This is a genomic window from Pseudomonas urmiensis (genome assembly GCF_014268815.2).
Lineage (GTDB): Bacteria > Pseudomonadota > Gammaproteobacteria > Pseudomonadales > Pseudomonadaceae > Aquipseudomonas > Aquipseudomonas urmiensis.
This window is the reverse complement of sequence record NZ_JABWRE020000002.1, coordinates 182,599-202,316: the sequence shown is the minus strand read 5'-3', so window position 1 is coordinate 202,316 and position 19,718 is coordinate 182,599. Positions and strand designations below refer to the sequence as shown.

Here is a 19,718-nt window from a genome sequence, read left to right as displayed (position 1 = left end):
TGCTTCCCGATCAAAAGCAGACCGGTCTGATGCTGGCGTGGGAAATTTCTCGCAGAGCGGTAGGAGTTTGGGAGGGGTTTTTTTCTCAAAAAAAAGGAGAGCCGAAGCTCTCCTTTTCATTTACCTCAGCCCTATCAGCCGATGGTCATCAAGCTAGCGTTACCACCCGCCGCAGCGGTGTTGACGCTCACCGCGCGCTCGATCACCAAGCGCTCCAAGGCAATCTGATGATCGCCGCTGGACAGCCCGTGCACACCAACGATGGCGCCTGCGCGCTTGGCTACCTGCTCGCACACCGCGCGCAGTTGATCCGAGTCGCCATGGTGAATGACTGCATCGAACGCAACTTCGTCCTTGTTCCAATCGGCAACCAGCTTGACCTTGGCTTGCAGTTCCTTCGGTAGGCGAGCACGCAGGCTCTTCGCCGGCTCGACGTCCTGGAACACCGCCGAGCTACCCACGGCCAATACCGCGGCCAGCTGAGCGAGCAAGTCTGCCTCGTTGTCAGCCAGGCACAGCACGTGCTCGCGCGGCAGGATGGTGTAGCTGTTGCGCTCGCCGGTCGGGCCTGGCAGCAGGCGGCTGATACCACTCTGCGACTGGGCGGCGAACTGCTCGCACAGGCTCGATAGCTCAGCCAGTTGGTTGCTCTCGGCCCAGGCCTTGAGGGCGTGCAGTGGCTTGATCAGTTGATCGCGCAGGACGCTATCGACCTTGGCTTCGCCATCGGCACGCTGGAAATGACGGGCCACGGCGTCGGCCGGGCGGGTCGACAGCAGGCGGTACAGGTACAGCGGGCCGCCCGCTTTCGGGCCGGTGCCGGACAGCCCTTCACCACCGAATGGCTGCACGCCGACCACCGCGCCGACGATGTTGCGGTTGACGTACATGTTGCCGGCGTTGACGTTATCCACAACCTTGGCGATGGTCTCGTCGATGCGGGTGTGCACGCCGAGGGTCAGGCCGTAGCCGGAAGCGTTGATCTGCTCGATCAGCTGGTCGAGGTTGCGGCGGTTGTAGCGCACCACGTGCAGCACCGGGCCGAAGATCTCGCGCTTGAGCTCGTCGAAGCTTTCCAGCTCGATCAGGGTCGGCATGACGAAGGTGCCGCGCTTGCACTCGGCGGCATCGGCGATGGCCACCTGGTAAACGGTGCGGCCTTTTTCGCGCATGCCTTGGATGTGCTTCTCGATACCTGCCTTGGCTTCAGCATCGATCACCGGGCCGATGTCCACGGACAGGCGCTCTGGGTTGCCTTGGCGGCTCTGCGCCATGGCGCCCTTGAGCATTTCGATCACGCGGTCGGCGGAGTCTTCCTGCAGGCACAGTACGCGCAGCGCCGAGCAACGCTGGCCGGCGCTGTCGAAGGCCGAGGAAACCACGTCGATCACCACCTGTTCGGTCAGCGCCGAGGAGTCGACGATCATCGCGTTCTGGCCACCGGTTTCGGCGATCAGCGGGATCGGCCGACCTTGGGCATCCAGGCGACCGGCGATGTTGCGTTGCAGCAGGCGGGCCACTTCGGTGGAGCCGGTGAACATCACGCCTTTGACCCGCTCATCACCGACCAGGCGGGCACCGACGGTTTCGCCGCGGCCTGGCAGCAGTTGCAGGACGCCTTCCGGGATACCGGCTTCGAGCAGCAGGCGCACGGCCTGGGCGGCGACCAGTGGTGTTTGCTCGGCAGGCTTGGCCAGCACCGGGTTGCCTGCGGCCAGGGCTGCGGCGACTTGGCCACTGAAGATGGCCAGGGGGAAGTTCCACGGGCTGATGCACACCACGGGGCCCAGTGGGCGGTGGGCGTCGTTGCTGAAATCGTTGCGTGCCTGCACCGCGTAGTAGCGCAGGAAGTCGACGGCTTCGCGCACTTCGGCGATGGCGTTGGCGTAGGTCTTGCCCGCTTCGCGGACCAGCAGGCCCATCAGCGGCTGGATCTCGGCTTCCATCAGGTCGGCGCTGCGCTCAAGGATCGCGGCGCGCTCGGCTGGCGGCGTGGCCTGCCAGATCGGTGCGGCATTCAGTGCGCACTGGATGGCATTGTCGACATCAGCGACGGTCGCTTCCTGCACGTGGCCAACCACGTCACGGTGATCGGACGGGTTGAGTACCGGTGCCGCCGCTTCCTGGCTGCTGGCGCAACCCAGCAGAGGGGCCGCTTTCCAGTCGTTGTGAGCGGTCGCCAGCAGGGCGCAGGACAGCGATGCCAGGCGATGCTCGTTGGCCAGGTCGATGCCGGCCGAGTTGGCCCGCTCGCTGCCATACAGGTCACGCGGCAGCGGAATGCGTGGGTGTGGCAGGCCGATGCTACCTTCCTGAGTGGCCATCTGCTCGATGCTGGCGACCGGGTCGGCGACCAGCTCTTGAATCGAGATCGAGTGATCGGCGATGCGGTTGACGAACGACGTGTTGGCGCCGTTTTCCAGCAGGCGGCGGACCAGGTAGGCCAGCAGCGTCTCGTGGGTGCCGACCGGGGCGTAGACGCGGCACGGACGGTTGAGCTTGCCTTCGGAGACTTTGCCTACCACTTGCTCATACAGCGGCTCGCCCATGCCGTGCAGGCACTGGAACTCGTACTGGCCCGGGTAGTAGTTCTGCCCGGCGATATGGTAGATGGCCGACAGGGTGTGGGCGTTGTGGGTGGCGAACTGCGGGTAGATCGCTTCGGGTACCGACAGCAGCTTGCGGGCGCAGGCGATATAGGAGACGTCGGTGTACACCTTGCGGGTGTAAACGGGGTAGCCTTCCAGGCCTTCGACTTGGGCGCGCTTGATCTCGCTGTCCCAGTAGGCACCCTTGACCAGGCGGATCATCAGGCGGTGACGACTGCGCTTGGCCAGGTCGATGACCGAGTCGATGACATACGGGCAGCGCTTCTGGTAAGCCTGGATGACGAAGCCGATGCCGTTCCAGCCCGCCAGCGAAGGCTCGAAGCACAGGCGCTCGAGCAGGTCCAGCGACAGCTCCAGGCGATCGGCCTCTTCGGCGTCGATGTTCAGGCCGATGTCGTATTGCTTGGCCAGCAAGGTCAGCGACAGCAGGCGCGGGTACAGCTCGTCCATCACGCGCTCGTACTGGGCGCGGCTGTAGCGCGGGTGCAGGGCCGAGAGCTTGATCGAGATGCCCGGGCCTTCATAGATGCCGCGACCGTGCGAGGCTTTGCCGATCGAGTGGATCGCTTGCTCGTAGGAGGCCAGGTATTTCTGCGCGTCGTGCTCGGTCAGTGCGGCTTCGCCGAGCATGTCGTAGGAATAACGGAAGCCTTTCGATTCGAAGCGGCTGGCGTTGGCCAGGGCTTCGGCGATGGTCTCGCCGGTGACGAACTGCTCGCCCATCAGGCGCATGGCCATGTCGACGCCCTTGCGGATCATCGGCTCGCCGCTCTTGCCGATGATGCGGGTGAGCGAGGAGGTCAGGCCGGATTCGTTGTGGGTGGAGACCAGCTTGCCGGTCAGCAGCAGGCCCCAGGTGGCGGCGTTGACGAACAGCGACGGGCTGTTGCCCAGGTGCGGTTGCCAGTTGCCGGTGCTGATCTTGTCGCGGATCAGCGCATCACGGGTACCCTTGTCGGGGATGCGCAGCAGGGCTTCGGCCAGGCACATCAGTGCCACGCCTTCCTGGGACGACAGCGAGAACTCTTGCAGTAGGCCCTGGACGATACCGGCACGGCCGCTGGCGCTCTTCTGGTTACGCAGTTTTTCGGCGATGCCGGAGGCCAGTTTGTTGGTGGCTTCGGCTTGAGCGCTGGACAGGCGCGCCTGCTCCAGCAGCATTGGCACCATTTCTTGCTCAGGGCGGCGGTAGGCGGCGGTGATCGCCGAGCGCAGTACCGACTGCGGCAGAATGCTTTCGGCGAACTCGAGGAAGCACTGGTGGCTGTGCTCGGGCTGAACTTCGCCGGCGTCGTCGGAAAGGTTGCTGGCATGACCGTTGAGTTCGGTCAGGGTGGCACCACCCTCGAGCTTCTCCAGGTAATTGAAGATCGCTTGTTTGATCAACCAATGCGGCGTGCGGTCGATGGACTGCGCAGCTGCTTTAAGTCGCTCACGGGTAGGGTCGTCGAGTTTGACCCCCAGGGTGGTCGTCGCCATTTCTTATCCTCATTATTGCCACGGGCGTGGCCTAAGCTGGCGCCAAGATTAGCTGTAGGACAATCTGGGTGCAACCGGGTGCAACCCGATTTTTTGTAGGATCAGGTGCAACTCGTCCGACGACAATTCCTACACAGCAAGAATGGTCATTCGTGGTGCGTTTTCTTCTGAAAAGCGCTGTGTTTGCTCCAAAAAGGAGCAAAAAACACCCTTTAGGCGAAATTGCATTGCTGGGTGCAACTTGCAAATGAAAAATGGTTGCACCCGCTTCATGTTGTTGCATAGGATGCGCCGCCTGGGTGCAACCGCCTTATAGGGTGGTCGCAAGAGATAAAAACAAACGCCAGGGCACAACCATGGGCAATCCAATCACGATCACTTTCGTGATCTACATCGCGGCAATGGTGCTGATCGGCTTCGCGGCCTATCGCTCCACCAACAACCTCTCCGACTACATCCTCGGTGGACGTAGTCTTGGCAGCGTGGTGACCGCGCTCTCAGCTGGCGCTTCGGACATGAGCGGCTGGCTGCTGATGGGCCTGCCGGGCGCCATCTACATGTCGGGCCTTTCCGAGGCCTGGATCGCCATCGGCCTGACCGTCGGTGCCTACCTGAACTGGCTGTTCGTCGCTGGCCGTCTGCGTGTGCAGACCGAGCACAACGGTGACGCGCTGACCCTGCCGGACTACTTCGCCAGCCGCTTCGAAGACAACAGCGGGCTGCTGCGGATCATCTCGGCGATCGTCATCCTGGTGTTCTTCACCATCTATTGCGCCTCCGGCATCGTGGCCGGCGCACGCCTGTTCGAAAGCACCTTCGGCATGTCGTACGAAACCGCCCTGTGGGCCGGTGCTGCGGCAACCATCGCCTACACCTTCGTCGGTGGCTTCCTGGCGGTGAGCTGGACCGACACCGTGCAGGCCTCGCTGATGATCTTCGCGCTGATCCTTACGCCGATCATCGTGCTGATCTCCACCGGCGGCGTCGACACCACTTTCCTCGCCATCGAGGCGCAGAACCCGGCGAACTTCGACATGTTCAAGGGCGCGACCTTCATCGGCATCATCTCGCTGATGGGCTGGGGCCTGGGCTACTTCGGCCAGCCGCACATCCTGGCGCGCTTCATGGCGGCTGATTCGGTCAAGTCGATCGCCAACGCCCGCCGCATCTCCATGACCTGGATGATCCTGTGCCTGGCCGGTACCTGCGCCGTGGGCTTCTTCGGTATCGCGTACTTCTCGGCCAACCCTGAGCTGGCCGGTCCGGTCACCGAGAACCACGAGCGGGTATTCATCGAGCTGGCGAAGATTCTGTTCAACCCGTGGGTTGCCGGTGTGCTGCTGTCGGCCATCCTGGCGGCGGTGATGAGTACCTTGAGCTGCCAGCTGCTGGTGTGCTCCAGCGCCCTGACCGAAGACTTCTACAAGACCTTCCTGCGCAAGAACGCTTCGCAGGTCGAGCTGGTCTGGGTCGGTCGCCTGATGGTGCTGGCTGTGGCGCTGATCGCCATTGCCCTGGCTGCCAACCCGGATAACCGCGTACTTGGCCTGGTGGCTTATGCCTGGGCGGGCTTCGGTGCTGCGTTTGGTCCGGTGGTGCTGATCTCGGTAATGTGGAAAGGCATGACCCGCAACGGCGCCCTGGCCGGTATCGTCATCGGTGCGCTGACCGTGATCTTCTGGAAACAGCTGGATACCGGTCTGTACGAGATCATCCCAGGCTTCCTGTTCGCCACCATCGCAATCTTCGTGGTGAGCAAGCTGGGTAGCCCATCGAGCAGCATGGTTTCGCGCTTCGAGAAGGCCGACCAGGCTTACCATATCGGTAAGTGATGCGGGTTTGATCGCTGTCTGAAAGGCCCGCACCTGTTCCAGGTGCGGGTTTTTTATTGGCTTGGGTTTGGCCTCATCGCGGGGCAGGCCCGCTCCCTGGTAGTTGCTTCATGGCGGCAGCGGGCAGCCGCTGATCACCGTCAGGCCTGACTCCTCAGGCGCGACAAGGTAAACTTGCCGGCCTTGCAGGAGTTGCCATGAACTATCGTCACGCCTTCCACGCCGGCAACCACGCCGACGTCCTCAAACACATCGTGCTGACCCGCCTCATCGCCCTGATGTCGCGCAAGGAGCAGCCGTTCGCCTACATCGATACCCACGCCGGTCTCGGCCTGTACGACTTGCAGGGCGATCAGGCGACGCGCACCGGTGAATACCTGGAAGGTGTCGCGCGCTTGTGGAACCGCGATGATCTGCCGGCGAGCACGGCCGACTACCTGCGTGTCATCAAGCGTCTGAACCAGGATGGCGAGCTGCGCTACTACCCAGGCTCGCCAGAACTGGCTCGCCGGCTGATGCGTCAGCAGGATCGCGCGTTGCTCAATGAGAAGCACCCCGAAGACGGTCCGCTGCTCAAAGAGAACATGAAGAAAGACCCACGGGTCACGGTTCACCTGGGCGAAGGCTGGCATGTGCCGCGGGCGCTGCTGCCGGTCCAGGAAAAGCGCGCGATCATGCTGATCGACCCGCCGTTCGAGCAGGCTGATGAGCTCAAGCGCTGCACCGTGGCCATGAAAGAGGCGATTGGCCGCATGCGCCAGACGGTCGCGGCCATCTGGTACCCGATCAAGGATCAGCGTTCGCTGACCCGCTTCTATCAGGACCTGACCAGCACCGGCGCGCCGAAACTGCTGCGCGTCGAGCTCTATGTCCATCACCAGGACAGCCCGCAGGGCTTGAACGGCTCGGGCCTGGCCATCGCCAACCCGCCGTGGGGCCTGGAAGAAGAGCTCAACGAGCTGCTGCCGTGGCTGGCCAAGGAGCTGGCGCAGACTGCTGGCAGCTTCCGCATGGACTGGCTGATCGCCGAGTAAAGCGCTCTGCATATCCCGTGGGAGCGGGCTTGCCCCGCGATGGTGTCAGCAGATCCACCACCATCGCGGGGCAAGCCCGCTCCCACGCCATCGCGCCGGGCCATCTTTGCGTTATAATCCCGCCCTTTAGCCGTCCTCCGCCCACGAGGCCGATGGCGCATCTCTACCGAATGAAGAGGCTAGACCCTTGGCATTGACGATTCTTGGCCTGTCCGGCGCCCTTAGCCATGACCCTTCCGCGGCCCTGTACATCGACGGCAAGCTGATTGCCGCCGCCGAAGAAGAGCGCTTCGTGCGTGACAAACATGCGAAGAACCGCATGCCCTACGAATCGGCGAAGTTCTGCCTGGAGCAGGCCGGCATCAAGCCGTCGGACGTCGATGTGGTAGCCATTCCCTTCGCCCCGATCAGCCTGTTCGGCAAGGCTCGCTGGCACTACGCCAAGCGCTACTGGTACGCCCCGGACCGCGCCCTCGACGCGATCCTGATGGGCAACCGTCGCTACAAGCGCTACCGCAAGAAGATCGTCTGGTGCCTGGAGCAACTGGGCTTCGATCCGAAGAAGATCAAGATCGAGCCGGTCGAGCACCACCTGGCTCACGCCTCCAGTGCTTACCACTGCTCGGGCTTCAAGGAAAAAACCGCGATCCTCGGCATCGACGGCAAGGGTGAGTACGCCACCACCTTCTTTGGCTATGGCGAAAACGGCAAGATCCACAAGATCAAGGAGTTCTTCGATCCAGACTCGCTGGGCGGCCTGTACGGCGCGATCACCGAGTTCCTCGGTTTCGAAATGCTCGATGGCGAGTTCAAAGTCATGGGCATGGCGCCGTACGGCGATGCCAGCAAGTACGACTTCTCGCGCCTGGCCAGCTTCGAGAACGGCGAACTGGTGATCAACACCGAGTACGCCAACGTCATCGGCCTGCGCCGCTATAAAGAGAAGGGCAAGGGCTTTTACTTCTCGCCGAAACTGATCGAGTGGCTGGGGCCCAAGCGCGAAGGCGATATCGCCGACGAGCCGTACATCCACTACGCGGCCAGCATGCAGGCGCTGTTCGAGAAGCTCGCCCTGCAGATGATCGATCATTATCTGGGCGACACCCTCAAGGAAACCGGCAAGCTGGCCTTCGCGGGCGGCTGCGCGCTGAACGTCAAGCTCAACCAGAAGATCATCGCCCGTTCCGACGTCAAGGAGCTGTTCGTCCAGCCAGCCTCCGGTGACGCCGGTACTGCCGTGGGCGCTGCTGCCTACGTGTCGCATGCCCGTGGTGTGCCGGTCGAGAAGATGGAACACGTCTACCTCGGCCCTGCGTACTCCAACGAGGACGTGATCGCGGCCTGTGCCCGTCACCCGAGCCAGCCGAAATGGCGCAAGCTCGACAACATGCCGCAGCAAATCGCCAAGATCATGGTCGACGGCAACCCGGTGGCCTGGTTCCAGGGCCGTATGGAGTTTGGTCCGCGGGCGCTGGGTGGTCGTTCGATCATCGGCTGTCCGAGTGTGGAAGGCGTGGCCGACCGCATCAACCACCAGATCAAGTTCCGCGAGCGCTGGAGGCCTTTCTGCCCGTCGATGCTCGACACCGTCGCGCCGCAGATGATCAAGGTCGATCACCCGGCGCCGTTCATGACCTTCACCTTCGAAGTGGCTGAAGAGTGGAAAACCCGTGTGCCAGAAGTGGTCCACGAAGACGGCACCTCGCGCGCCCAGGTGCTCAAGCGCGAGTACAACCCGCGCTACTACGACATGATGAAGGCGCTTGAAGACCTGACCGGTAACGGCGTGTCGCTCAACACGTCGCTCAACCGTCGTGGCGAGCCGATGATCTGCTCGCCGACCGATGCCCTGAACATGTTCTTCGGCTCGGACCTGCAGTACCTGATCATGGAAGACATTCTGGTCGTCAAGGATGGCGCCGCGCCTTATGACCAGCCGCTCTGAACCGCGCGTCCTGCAGTTCTGCCATGGCTATGACGGGCCTTTCCTGGATTGTGCCCGTCAGTACGCCAGCCTGTTCCAGGGCAGCGGTTATCAGGTGACCACGGTGTTCCTCACCGGCAAGGCCGACCCGCAGGTGGCGGCCGGCTGTGCGTCGGATGAGGTGCTATTTTTGGAGTTCAGCTCCAAGGCCGTTCGCGGCCTGAAGCTGGGCGCCATTGCTGCTTTGCGCAAAATTGCCGCCGAGCGCAACTTCAGTTTCTGCATCGCCCATCGCTTCAAGCCGATCTACGTCGCCTTGCTCGGCACCAAGCTGCCGGTGATCGGCGTGCACCACGCCTTTGGCGACTACCAGCGCAAAGGCCGCCGACTGTTCGCCAATCTGTTCAGTAAGCGCCTGAGCCTGCTCGGGGTTTCCGATGCAGTGCGCGATGACATGCGCCGCTGCCTGCCGAACTGGCCGGCCGAGCGAATCCAGACCCTGTACAACCGCATCGATGTCGAAGGCCTGCGGGCCAGCCTGGTTGCTCGGGACGCCGCGCGCAGTGCGCTTGGTCTGGACCCGCAGGCGTGGATTGTCGCTAACGTCGGTCGCCTGCACCCGGACAAGGACCAAGCGACCCTGCTCAAAGGCTTCGCCCAGGCGCTACCGGAGCTGCCCGCTGGCGCACGCCTGGCGGTGCTCGGCAGCGGGCGCCTGGAAGATAAGCTCAAGGCCTTGGCCGCCGAGCTTGGCATTGCCGCTCAGGTCGATTTTCTGGGGCAGGTGCCGGACGCTCGGCGCTACTTCCAGGCATTCGACGTGTTTGCCCTGAGCTCCGACCATGAGCCGTTCGGCATGGTCCTGCTCGAAGCGATGGTCGCTGGTGTGCCGCTGCTGGCCACCGCCTGCGGCGGCGCGCGTGAAGTGGTCGAAGGCGTGGGGGTGTTGTTCGCGCTCGGCGATGCCGGGCAGTTGGCCCAGGGCCTGAAGCACATGGCCGGGCTGGATGCCGAGCAGCGCCAGGCGTGTGCCGCGCACATGCTGCAACGCCTGCACGAGCGCTTCAGCGACCAGGCGGTACGCGACACCTTCTGGCAACTGCCGCAGGTGCGGGCGTTGGCGGTGCAGCCGTGATGCTCAATCATATCCGCGCGCTGCGTGAACGCGGTTGGCAGGCCATCGACGCATCGGCCTACGCCGACGCCTGGCAACGCTTCGGCGGCAGCGTGGCGACTCACCCCTTGGTGATCGAACAACTGGCGGACCTGGCGCAGATCCCTGTGCGTTATCTGGGCTGGCAGCACAACGGTGAGCTCAAAGCGGCGATTCCTACCTGGGGGCGGCATCTGGCCTTGTCCAAGGACGTGCTCAAGCGTCAAGGCAAGAAAGGCCTGTTCGACCTGGGTAACGCCGAGCTGATCCTGCCGGCGGCCGCTGATGCCGGCGCGCCGTTGCGCCATGCTGGGCGCTATCTGTCTGAGCTGAACCAGGGCCGCTTTATCGGCCTCAAGGCTCAAGCCGAGCAGTTGGCGATGGCCCGCGCCCATGAAGACTTGTCGAAGAAGTTTCGCTACAACCAGCGCCGTGAGTTGCGTCTGCTGGAAGAGGCGGGCGGCGTGGTGCGGCCGATCAGCGACTTCAGCGCCACTGAAATCGCCGCCATGTACTGCGACCTGTTCCAGCGTCGCTGGGGTTTTCCGGCCACTGGCGCCGAGCGCATGGCCGAAGTGCTGGAGCGGCTGCGCGAGCTGCTGATCGGTTCGGTGCTGCTGCTCGACGGCGCACCGATTGCGATCCAGCTGGTGTACCGCGTCGAAGCGCCAGAATGGATCAGCGTCGAATACGTCAACGGTGGGGTAGACCCCGAAACCAAGGCGTTCAGCCCGGGTAGCGTGCTGAGCTTCCTCAATACCCAGGCCGCTTGGGAAGATGCCCGGGCGCGCAACAAGCCGCTGCGGTTCTCTTTCGGTCGTGCTGACCGCGAGTACAAGGACCGTTGGTGCACCTCTGTGCCGGTCTATCAGGTATGAGCCGCAAGCAGCAGTTGCTCAAACGCCACCGGCGCCTCAAGCGCCTAGGTCTGCTGGCAGGTTTGCTGCTGTTGCTGGTGTTGGGCGTTGTCAGCTGGTGGTGGTTGCCGCTGCTGCTGTTGCCGTTGATCTGGTCGGCCCATGAAGCCTGGTTTGCCGATCACCTGTTCTATTCGCCGGGTGAGGACTACCAGTATCGCTTTGGCGAGCAGACCCGCGAGGCCGCGACGAGCCTGAGCGATGGGCTGCTGGCGACGGATGCGCAATTGGCCGGCGATGAAACCCTGGTCCTGGAAATCCGGGTCAAGAGCGGCTGGCTCGGTCGCTTCGTCGATCCGCGGGTCGAGCTGCTCGATGGCGAGCAGGTCGATCAGCAAACCTTCGAACGTGGCGCCGATGGCCTGCGTTTTCTCAATCTGACCGGCCTGGGCGACGCCTTGAGCGCTGGTCGCCTGCGGCTGCGCGGCCGCTACTGCCGCTTGCTAGGCGCGCCGCGCCTGTGGATAACCCCGCACAGCGAGTTGCGCCGTCGCCGCATCATGGTCATCGCACCGCATGCCGACGATGCCGAGCTGGCCGCCTATGGGCTCTACAGCCAGGCCGATGAAGCCTGGGTGGTGACCCTGACCGCTGGCGAGATCGAAGCCGAACATTATCAGCAGATGGGCCTGGCCAAGGCCGAGGCCGCGCGCCTGAAAGGGCGCCTGCGTGCTTGGGACAGCATTGCCGTGCCGCGTTGGGCTGGGGTGCCGGAGTCGCGCTGCGTGCAGTTGGGTTACTTCTGCCTGCAGTTGCCGACCATGCAAGCCGCGCCAGATCAGCCTGCCGCCTCGCGTGAAGCCGACATGGCCGACATCCGCCCCTTCCGCTGCTTCAACCCTTTCCCGCTGCCGGCCGACGCCGACGGCGAGCCGACTTGGAACAATCTGTTGGCTGACCTGCGGGCGCTGCTGGAAATGGCCAAGCCAGAAATCCTGGTAATGCCGCATCCAACCCTCGACCCCCATCCCGATCACCTCTGCGCCCAGGCCGCGGTACTCGAGGCGTTGCAGGGCATAGCTTGGCAGCCCAGCACGTTGCTGTGCTACGCCAACCACCTGCATGACAACGACCGCTGGCCGATGGGCGACAGCGGCGATGGCGTGGCCTTGCCGCCGCAGTTGAGCGCTGAACAGGCGTGGGCGCCATGTAGCCTGCCGCTTGATCTGCCTACCCAGCGCGACAAGGCAATGGCCCTGGGCATGATGCACGACCTGCAGCCGCCAGCGCCGTTCAAGCGCCGCCTGCGTCGGTTGCTCCAGCGCTATCTGGCCGGGCGCCAGCCATCGCCCTATGGCGAGAACGAGTTTTTCCGTAAGGCGGTGCGCCGTCATGAGCTGTTCTGGCGCCGAGAACTGTAGACCCTGACCTATGATTGATCGCGATGGCGTAGAGAGCCCAAGGAACGCAATGAAAGTCCTATTTCTGGTGCAGAAGGAACAGCGGGCGATCCTTGACCGCCTCTACGACGGTGTTGCCGCCAACTGCGAGTGCGACCTGCGCTGGCTGAGCAGCGACGATCAACGCAACCTGCGCCGCTACTTCAAGCGCGAAGTGGACGTCGAGCGTTACGATCGCATCGTCTTCTTCCTGCGCTTCAAGCAGGAGATCCGCCAGGCCGCTTTCATTCGCACAGTGCCCAACCTGGTCATTCTTGAGCACGACGCCTACCAGAACTACATCCCCTGCAAGTACACCGGCAAGTTCAGCGAGCATTATCGCAAGCTGCCGTGGGCGCGGGTGATCAGTTCGGGCTTCATGGTCAGCGAGCGTCTGCGTCAGGAGGGCTTCGACGCGGTGTTCGTGCCCAAGGGCTATGACGAGCAGTTGCTGGTCGACCAAGGGCGAGCGCGCGATATCGAGTTGGCCTTCGTTGGTAGCACCAAAAGCGTCGCCTACAGTGGCCGCAAGGCGCTGCTCGATCAATTGGGCCAGGTCGAGAACCTGGTGGTCACTCGGACCAATTCGGGCGAGGACTACTGCAACACGCTCAACCGTATTCGTTTCTTCGTCAGTGCCGATGTCGGCATGGGCGAATACATGATCAAGAATTTCGAGGCGATGGCCTGTGGCTGCGTGTTGCTCGCCTTCGATCAAGGCGAAGCCGAGAACCGTGCTCTAGGCTTGCAGGACATGCACAACGTGGTGCTGTACGACAGCATCCCGACGTTGCAGGAAAAGCTCAAGGTGCTGCGTGCCGATCCGGCGCTGGCTGGGCAAATTGCCGTGAACGGACGTGAACTGGCCGTTTCACGCTTCAGTTTCGCCCAAGTTGGACGAGATATCGTCGAGCATATGCGCCCGCCGCTGCGCCCGCGCGCACCTGTGTCGGCCTGGCAGCGACTGCGCTTGAGCCTGGGGTTCTGAGTCGGCAGTGGGTTGTTCACTGGTCGCGCCTCAAGATGTGTTTGAAATGGGAAACACTGTTTTTGTTTATTGATTCCGCTGTAACGGCAGGCTTTCTCGCACGCGCGGAGTCATGCGCATGAATATCGTCAACATGATGTGGGCCGGCGGCTCGCCCTACATGTCGATCCACAAGGTTCACCATCAGGTGCTGAGCCAGGCTGGGGCGCACGCGCATATCAGTAACTGGTTGCTGCTTGGCGGCGAACTGAGCTGCGGTGTGGGTAGCACGCGCCAGTGGAACATGCCGCAGCGCGCGCTCAAGGGCCGTCATGCCTGGCGCTTGCTGGTGCCTTTTTTGCGCCGGCGGCTGCGCCGAGCATTGCTGGCTGCCCAGGCCGATGTGCTGTTGCTCGATGGGGTCGGGGTCGCCCGACTGGTGCTGCCGCTGCTGCAGCAATTGCCGGGCGTGCGGGCGGCGATCCTGTTTCATGGCGAAACTCGCCTGAGCCGCGCCGATGTTCAGCTGTTGCTGAGCGTCCCGCTCGATCGGCTGGATATTGCAGCGGTATCGCAGACCTTGGCCCAGTCGCTTGAGCAGGATCTTGGCCGCCCGGTGCGGACGTTGCGCATGGCCCTGGATCCTGCGGCATTCTCTGCCAGCTTGCTGACCCAGGATCAGGCCCGCCAGGCCCTGGGCTTGCCGCAACAAGGGCAGATTTTCGGCGCGGTGGGTCGCCTGGTAGCCAGCAAAGGCTTCGAGGTACTGCTCGAGGCGTTCGCCAAGGCCCATGCCGGCCAGCCCGATCTGCACCTGGCGATACTGGGCGAGGGCCCACTGCGGGCCAGTCTTCAGGCAAGAATCGAGGCGCTGGGGCTGTCAGCCAATGTTTGGCTGTGCGGCCACCGGGAAAGCCTGCATCAGCTGTATCGCGCCTTTGACTGGCTGCTGGTGCCCTCGCGCGCCGAGGGCTTGGGCCTGGTGGTGCAGGAAGCGGTGATGGCCGATGTGCCGGTAGTGTGCAGCGACCTTGCGGTGTTTCGCGAGCAGTTGGCTGAGGGGGGGTGCTACCTGCCGGTCGGGGATACCCAGGCCTGGGCCCAGGCAATCGCCCGCTGTGCACAGCTCGATGCTGCTGAGGTGGCGCTGCGCCAACGCCAGGCATTGGCGCCGGAGCAGGCCTGGCGGGCTTTCCAGCAAGGCTCGGCCGAGCTGCTGCGTGGCTCGGGCTCAGCCCGGTAGCAGGGCCGCCTCAAGCTCGGCGAGAGGGAAGCGGCTGGCGAGGTTTTCCCGTTCGATGTAACGCGCCATGTGCTGCACATTGCGCCGAACCATGCGTGACGACAGTGGGGCGCGCAGAAAACGCATGTCGGCCACATCGATCAGGCCAAGTTGCTGGTCAGGCGTTTCAACCACATTGCCCAGGTGCAGCGAGCGGAAGTAGATCCCCGAGCGGTGCAGCTGGCGAATCAGCTCGACCAGTCTTGGCAGGTAGCTGTCCCAGCTGAAGCCCGCTTCGCGTGACAACTGCAGCAAGGTGCGCCCTGGCAGCGGACGGTAGAGCACGGCGGTGCGCCCCGGCAGCTCGAGCTTGTGCTGGCTGATCACTTCGAGGGTGGGGATGCCCAATTGCGCCAGGCGCGCGGCATTGTCGACGAAGCGTTGCGAGTACGGCCGCAGCAGCGCAGATGAAATCAATCGCTTGCGACGAAAAACCTTGAGGATATTTCCATCCTCAAGCAGGTAGACTTTGGCGCCGTGGCTATCTGCCTCAAGCACCTGGGCGCCAAGTGTCAGCTGATCGAAGTCGACCTGGGAGAGCCGGGAGCATTGCATGGATAGGGCCTTGTCGTCTGGCAAGCAAAAATGACCGGCCATAATGCCGAAAAACAGGCAGCAGTACCATGATGGTGTTGCCCGATACTTTGGCAAGGAAACGCCTGTGTTAAAATTTGCGGTTCAACCTGAACAGTGAGCTCGATGATGGCCGAAACACCGCTACCTGCGGAGCACACCTCCAGCCTGAAAATCTATTTCCGGCTGTTGAGCTACGTGAAACCCTACATTGGCATTTTCATGCTGAGTATCGTTGGTTTCATAATCTTCGCCTCGACTCAGCCGATGCTGGCGGGGATTCTCAAGTATTTCGTCGATGGGTTGAGCAATCCGCAAGCGGTATTGTTCCCCAATGTCCCCTATCTGCGTGACCTGCAGCTGCTGCAGGCAGTGCCGCTGCTGATCATCCTGATCGCCGCGTGGCAAGGCCTGGGCTCGTTCCTGGGTAACTACTTCCTGGCCAAGGTCTCCTTGGGCCTGGTGCACGACTTGCGCGTTGAGTTGTTCAACAAGCTGCTGGTATTGCCCAACCGCTATTTCGACAACCACAACTCCGGTCACCTGATTTCCCGCATCACCTTCAACGTGACCATGGTCACCGGTGCCGCCACCGATGCGATCAAGGTGGTGATCCGCGAAGGTCTGACCGTGGTCTTCCTGTTCGCCTACTTGCTGTGGATGAACTGGAAACTGACCCTGGTAATGCTCGCCATCCTGCCGATCATCGCCGTGATGGTCAGCACCGCCAGCAAGAAATTCCGTAAGCAGAGCAAGAAGATCCAGGTGGCCATGGGTGACGTGACCCACGTTGCCTCCGAAACCATTCAGGGTTATCGCGTGGTGCGTAGCTTCGGCGGCGAGGCTTACGAGCAGCGCCGTTTTGGCGCCGCCAGCCAGAGCAACACCGACAAGCAGCTGCGCATGACCAAGACCGGCGCGCTGTACACGCCGATGCTGCAGTTGGTGATCTACAGCGCCATGGCTTCGCTGATGTTCCTGGTGCTGTTCCTGCGTGGCGATGCTTCGGCGGGTGACCTGGTCGCCTACATCACCGCCGCAGGCCTGCTGCCCAAGCCGATTCGCCAGCTGTCGGAAGTCAGCTCGACCATCCAGAAGGGCCTGGCCGGCGCCGAGAGCATCTTCGAGCAGTTGGACGAGAAGCCCGAGCAGGACACCGGCACCGTGGAAAAAGAGCGGGTCGACGGTCGTCTGGAAGTGCGCAACCTCAGCTTTACCTACCCAGGTACCGAGCGCGAGGTGCTCAGCGACATCAGCTTCACCGCAGAGCCTGGGCAGATGATTGCCCTGGTCGGTCGCTCCGGTAGCGGCAAGTCGACCCTGGCCGGGTTGATTCCGCGCTTCTACCACCACGACAAAGGGCAGATCCTGCTCGATGGCGTCGAGATCGAAGAGTACAAGCTGCGCAACCTGCGCCGGCACGTCGCCCAGGTGACCCAGCACGTCACCCTGTTCAACGACACCGTGGCCAACAACATCGCCTATGGCGACCTGGCTGGCGCACCGCGTGAGGCCATCGAAGCTGCCGCAGCCGATGCCTATGCCAAGGATTTCGTCGATCAGCTGCCCAAGGGCTTCGATACCCAGGTTGGCGAGAACGGCGTGCTGCTGTCCGGTGGCCAGCGCCAGCGCCTGGCGATCGCCAGGGCATTGCTGAAGAACGCACCTTTGTTGATTCTCGACGAGGCGACTTCGGCGCTTGATACCGAATCCGAGCGGCACATTCAGGCAGCCCTGGATCATGTGATGAAGGGCCGCACCACCCTGGTCATCGCCCACCGCCTGTCGACCATCGAGAAGGCCGACATGATCCTGGTAATGGACCAGGGCAAATTGGTCGAGCGCGGCACTCATGCCCAGTTGTTGCAGGCTAATGGCTATTATGCCCGCCTGCACGCCATGGGCCTGGACGAGCCAGAAAAGGTCGATATCACCTGAAACACTTCAATCGGGGCCATTAGCGGCCCCGATTGTCACTGCGATTGTCTGGTGCAGGTTGGCCGTAAAGCCATCGCCTACCCTGTGCTAATATCCTGCCCCTGTTAATTTTTCCATATGGGTTGCCCATGAAGTTGTCCATGCCGCGTTTCGATCAAGCCCCGGTATTGGTGGTCGGCGATGTCATGCTCGACCGCTACTGGCATGGCGGTACTTCACGTATTTCGCCGGAAGCGCCAGTGCCTGTGGTCAAGGTCGAACAGATCGAGGATCGCCCAGGCGGCGCGGCCAACGTCGCGCTGAACATCGCCGCGCTCGGCGCCCCGGCATCGCTGGTTGGCGTGACCGGCCAGGATGAAGCTGCCGATAGCCTGGCCAACAGCCTGCAAGCGGCGGGTGTGCGCTCGATCTTCCAGCGCATCGCCCACCAGCCGACCATCGTCAAGCTGCGGGTCATGAGCCGTCACCAGCAACTGCTGCGCATTGACTTCGAAGAACCGTTCGCCACCGACCCGCTGTCGCTGGGCGAAGAGGTCGATAACCTGCTCGACGGGGTCAAGGTGCTGGTCCTTTCCGACTACGGCAAAGGCGCCCTGAAGAACCACCAGAGCCTGGTCCAGGCCGCTCGTGCCAAGGGCATTCCGGTGTTGGCCGACCCCAAGGGCAAGGATTTCTCGATTTACCGTGGCGCCAGCTTGATCACGCCGAACCTGAGCGAGTTCGAGACCATCGTCGGCCGCTGCGTCGATGAGGCCGACCTGGTCGCCAAGGGCCTGCAACTGATGCAGGACTTGGAGCTGGGCGCGCTGCTGGTGACCCGTGGCGAGCATGGCATGACCCTCATACGCGCCGATCACCCGGCCCTGCACCTGCCTGCGCGAGCGCGTGAAGTGTTCGACGTTACCGGTGCCGGCGATACCGTCATCTCGACCCTGGCTGCTGCCATCGCCGCTGGCGAGGATCTGCCACATGCGGTGGCTCTGGCCAATCTGGCCGCCGGCATCGTGGTCGGCAAGCTGGGTACTGCGGCGATCAGTGCTCCGGAGCTGCGCCGTGCGATTCAGCGTGAGGAAGGCTCCGAGCGCGGCGTACTGAGTCTTGACCAGCTGTTGCTGGCGATTGACGACGCACGCGCGCACAACGAGAAGATCGTCTTCACCAACGGTTGCTTCGACATTCTCCATGCCGGTCACGTGACCTACCTGGAGCAGGCGCGGGCCCAGGGCGATCGTTTGATCGTGGCGGTCAACGATGATGCCTCGGTCAGCCGCCTGAAAGGGCCGGGTCGGCCGATCAACAGTGTCGACCGGCGCATGGCGGTACTGGCAGGCCTTGGCGCGGTGGACTGGGTGATCAGCTTCCCTGAGGGGACGCCTGAGAACCTGCTGAGCCAGGTCAAGCCGGATGTGCTGGTCAAGGGCGGCGACTATGGTATCGACCAGGTGGTCGGGGCCGATATCGTCAAAGGCTACGGCGGTACGGTGAAGGTGCTTGGCTTGGTGGAGAACAGCTCTACCACCGCCATCGTCGAGAAAATTCGCAAGAATTGAGTTGAGTCCATCGCGGGGCAAGCCCGCTCCCACGCCCCCACTCCACTGCCGAGAAAGACGTGGGGCGCGGGGTGGGAGCGGGCTTGCCCCGCGATGCATCTAGCTACTTTTGCAGGGTTGTCCTGGCTCGCTCCAGCAGCGCGCGCGCCTTACCGGTAAAGCGCTGCATCCGCGAATCCGGCTTGGGCTCCACCAGCCCCTGCTGCCTCACCCATTCCTTCCAGCGAATCCGCTCATCACGCACCACCCAGCCTTCCTGCTGGGCAAAGCTCTCCGCCAGGTACAGGCCACGGGTACTGGCAGGTATCAGCTCATCTTTCTTCAGGGTGTAAAGCTCGGCAGTCGGCTGCCCGTCCTTGAGCGGCATCAGGTACAGATCTGGGCGCTTGCGATTGAGGCGGGCGACCAATTGATCACCTTCGAGCCGTTCATCGACATGAAACAGACTCAGCGACTTGGCTTCCCTCGGCACCTGCAAACGCAGGTCATAGATCAGCTGCAATGACGCCGTCGGCAGGTGCACATAGGCTCGTGGCCGTTCCATCAAGACCAGGTTGGCACAGTGCACCGGTCGCGCTGCGCCCGACTGCGGGGTGAGCACAAAGGGCAGCGCTTCGCGGTAGTGCAGGGCCGCGGCATACGGGGCGGGCAGCCAGGTATCGTTGAAGCGCCCGCCGAGCCAGCCTTCGGGCGTCTCCAGCAGGCACTCTTCGGCAACTTCCTGGATCGCGGTGTGCAGCGGCAGGTTGAGCTCCTGCGCTGGCACGTAGCCGGAAATCAGCTTGAGCACCACATCGCCACGGTCCTGGCGGCGCTGGCGTACCAGCACCCAGTAATCGCGATTCTGCCAGTGCAGGGTCAGGCGTACCGAAACACCCAGGTTGGCCAACTCGACCACGAAACGTTCACTGTCGGCCAACTGCACGGCCTTGCGCCGTTGCAGGGTCTGGGCGAAGTTCAGCGGCATGCCGATGCTCTGGTAACTCAGGCCGTCCGGGGTAGCTTCGACGTGCAGCGGCAGGGTCTTGAAGTTGCTCGGGTTCTTGCGAATCAGCGTACGCGGCACGAGGCTCCTCCTTGC

The 19,718-nt window shown here is 62.9% G+C and carries 13 protein-coding genes; 10 read left to right on the top strand and 3 right to left on the bottom strand.

Annotation, left to right across the window (positions count from 1 at the left end):
* Window positions 1–134: 134 nt before the first annotated feature.
* The gene (gene putA, locus HU737_RS26050; protein ID WP_186555647.1) at window positions 135–4,088 is read right to left on the bottom strand and encodes a trifunctional transcriptional regulator/proline dehydrogenase/L-glutamate gamma-semialdehyde dehydrogenase; all 3,954 of its coding nucleotides are present in this window, start codon (window positions 4,086–4,088) and stop codon (window positions 135–137) included.
* Window positions 4,089–4,444: 356 nt separating this feature from the next.
* Between putA and putP the strand changes: the two genes are divergently transcribed.
* The 8 genes from putP to HU737_RS26010 all read left to right on the top strand — a co-directional run bounded on the left by putP (window position 4,445) and on the right by HU737_RS26010 (window position 14,537).
* Window positions 4,445–5,920: a sodium/proline symporter PutP gene (gene putP / locus HU737_RS26045; RefSeq protein ID WP_186555646.1), complete on the top strand. Its 1,476-nt coding sequence runs from the start codon at window positions 4,445–4,447 to the stop codon at window positions 5,918–5,920.
* A 197-nt stretch (window positions 5,921–6,117) separates the two neighbouring features.
* Window positions 6,118–6,954 carry a 23S rRNA (adenine(2030)-N(6))-methyltransferase RlmJ gene (locus HU737_RS26040; RefSeq protein ID WP_186555645.1) on the top strand — a complete coding sequence of 279 codons (837 nt, stop codon included), beginning with the start codon at window positions 6,118–6,120 and terminating at the stop codon, window positions 6,952–6,954.
* Window positions 6,955–7,141: 187 nt separating this feature from the next.
* Window positions 7,142–8,899, top strand: coding sequence for a carbamoyltransferase family protein (locus tag HU737_RS26035; RefSeq protein WP_186555644.1), 1,758 nt, complete (start codon window positions 7,142–7,144; stop codon window positions 8,897–8,899).
* A complete protein-coding gene (locus HU737_RS26030) occupies window positions 8,883–10,013 on the top strand; it encodes a glycosyltransferase (RefSeq protein WP_186555643.1) in 1,131 nt (376 codons plus the stop codon). Before HU737_RS26035 ends, HU737_RS26030 begins: the two co-directional genes overlap by 17 nt.
* Window positions 10,013–10,909: an antimicrobial resistance protein Mig-14 gene (locus HU737_RS26025; RefSeq protein ID WP_186555642.1), complete on the top strand. Its 897-nt coding sequence runs from the start codon at window positions 10,013–10,015 to the stop codon at window positions 10,907–10,909. Before HU737_RS26030 ends, HU737_RS26025 begins: the two co-directional genes overlap by 1 nt.
* Window positions 10,906–12,309 carry a PIG-L deacetylase family protein gene (locus HU737_RS26020; RefSeq protein ID WP_186555641.1) on the top strand — a complete coding sequence of 468 codons (1,404 nt, stop codon included), beginning with the start codon at window positions 10,906–10,908 and terminating at the stop codon, window positions 12,307–12,309. Before HU737_RS26025 ends, HU737_RS26020 begins: the two co-directional genes overlap by 4 nt.
* A 49-nt stretch (window positions 12,310–12,358) precedes the next feature.
* A complete protein-coding gene (locus HU737_RS26015) occupies window positions 12,359–13,315 on the top strand; it encodes a glycosyltransferase family protein (protein ID WP_186555640.1) in 957 nt (318 codons plus the stop codon).
* Between the two features lie 118 nt (window positions 13,316–13,433).
* Window positions 13,434–14,537 carry a glycosyltransferase gene (locus HU737_RS26010; RefSeq protein WP_186555639.1) on the top strand — a complete coding sequence of 368 codons (1,104 nt, stop codon included), beginning with the start codon at window positions 13,434–13,436 and terminating at the stop codon, window positions 14,535–14,537.
* On the opposite strand, the gene HU737_RS26005 is transcribed toward HU737_RS26010, so the two are convergent.
* Window positions 14,526–15,131, bottom strand: a complete 606-nt coding sequence (locus HU737_RS26005; RefSeq protein ID WP_186555638.1) for a BUD32 family EKC/KEOPS complex subunit — start codon at window positions 15,129–15,131, stop codon at window positions 14,526–14,528. The genes HU737_RS26010 and HU737_RS26005 overlap by 12 nt on opposite strands.
* Window positions 15,132–15,278: 147 nt before the next feature.
* Between HU737_RS26005 and msbA the strand changes: the two genes are divergently transcribed.
* Together msbA and hldE are read left to right on the top strand one after the other, a co-directional pair.
* Complete coding sequence (gene msbA, locus HU737_RS26000) at window positions 15,279–17,087, top strand: lipid A export permease/ATP-binding protein MsbA (RefSeq protein WP_186555654.1); 1,809 nt, start codon at window positions 15,279–15,281, stop codon at window positions 17,085–17,087.
* Window positions 17,088–17,215: 128 nt separating this feature from the next.
* On the top strand, window positions 17,216–18,637 hold the full coding sequence (gene hldE, locus HU737_RS25995; RefSeq protein ID WP_186555637.1) for a bifunctional D-glycero-beta-D-manno-heptose-7-phosphate kinase/D-glycero-beta-D-manno-heptose 1-phosphate adenylyltransferase HldE: 1,422 nt from the start codon (window positions 17,216–17,218) through the stop codon (window positions 18,635–18,637).
* A gap of 103 nt (window positions 18,638–18,740) precedes the next feature.
* On the opposite strand, the gene HU737_RS25990 is transcribed toward hldE, so the two are convergent.
* The gene (locus HU737_RS25990; RefSeq protein ID WP_186555636.1) at window positions 18,741–19,703 is read right to left on the bottom strand and encodes a metal ABC transporter ATPase; all 963 of its coding nucleotides are present in this window, start codon (window positions 19,701–19,703) and stop codon (window positions 18,741–18,743) included.
* Window positions 19,704–19,718: the final 15 nt, after the last annotated feature.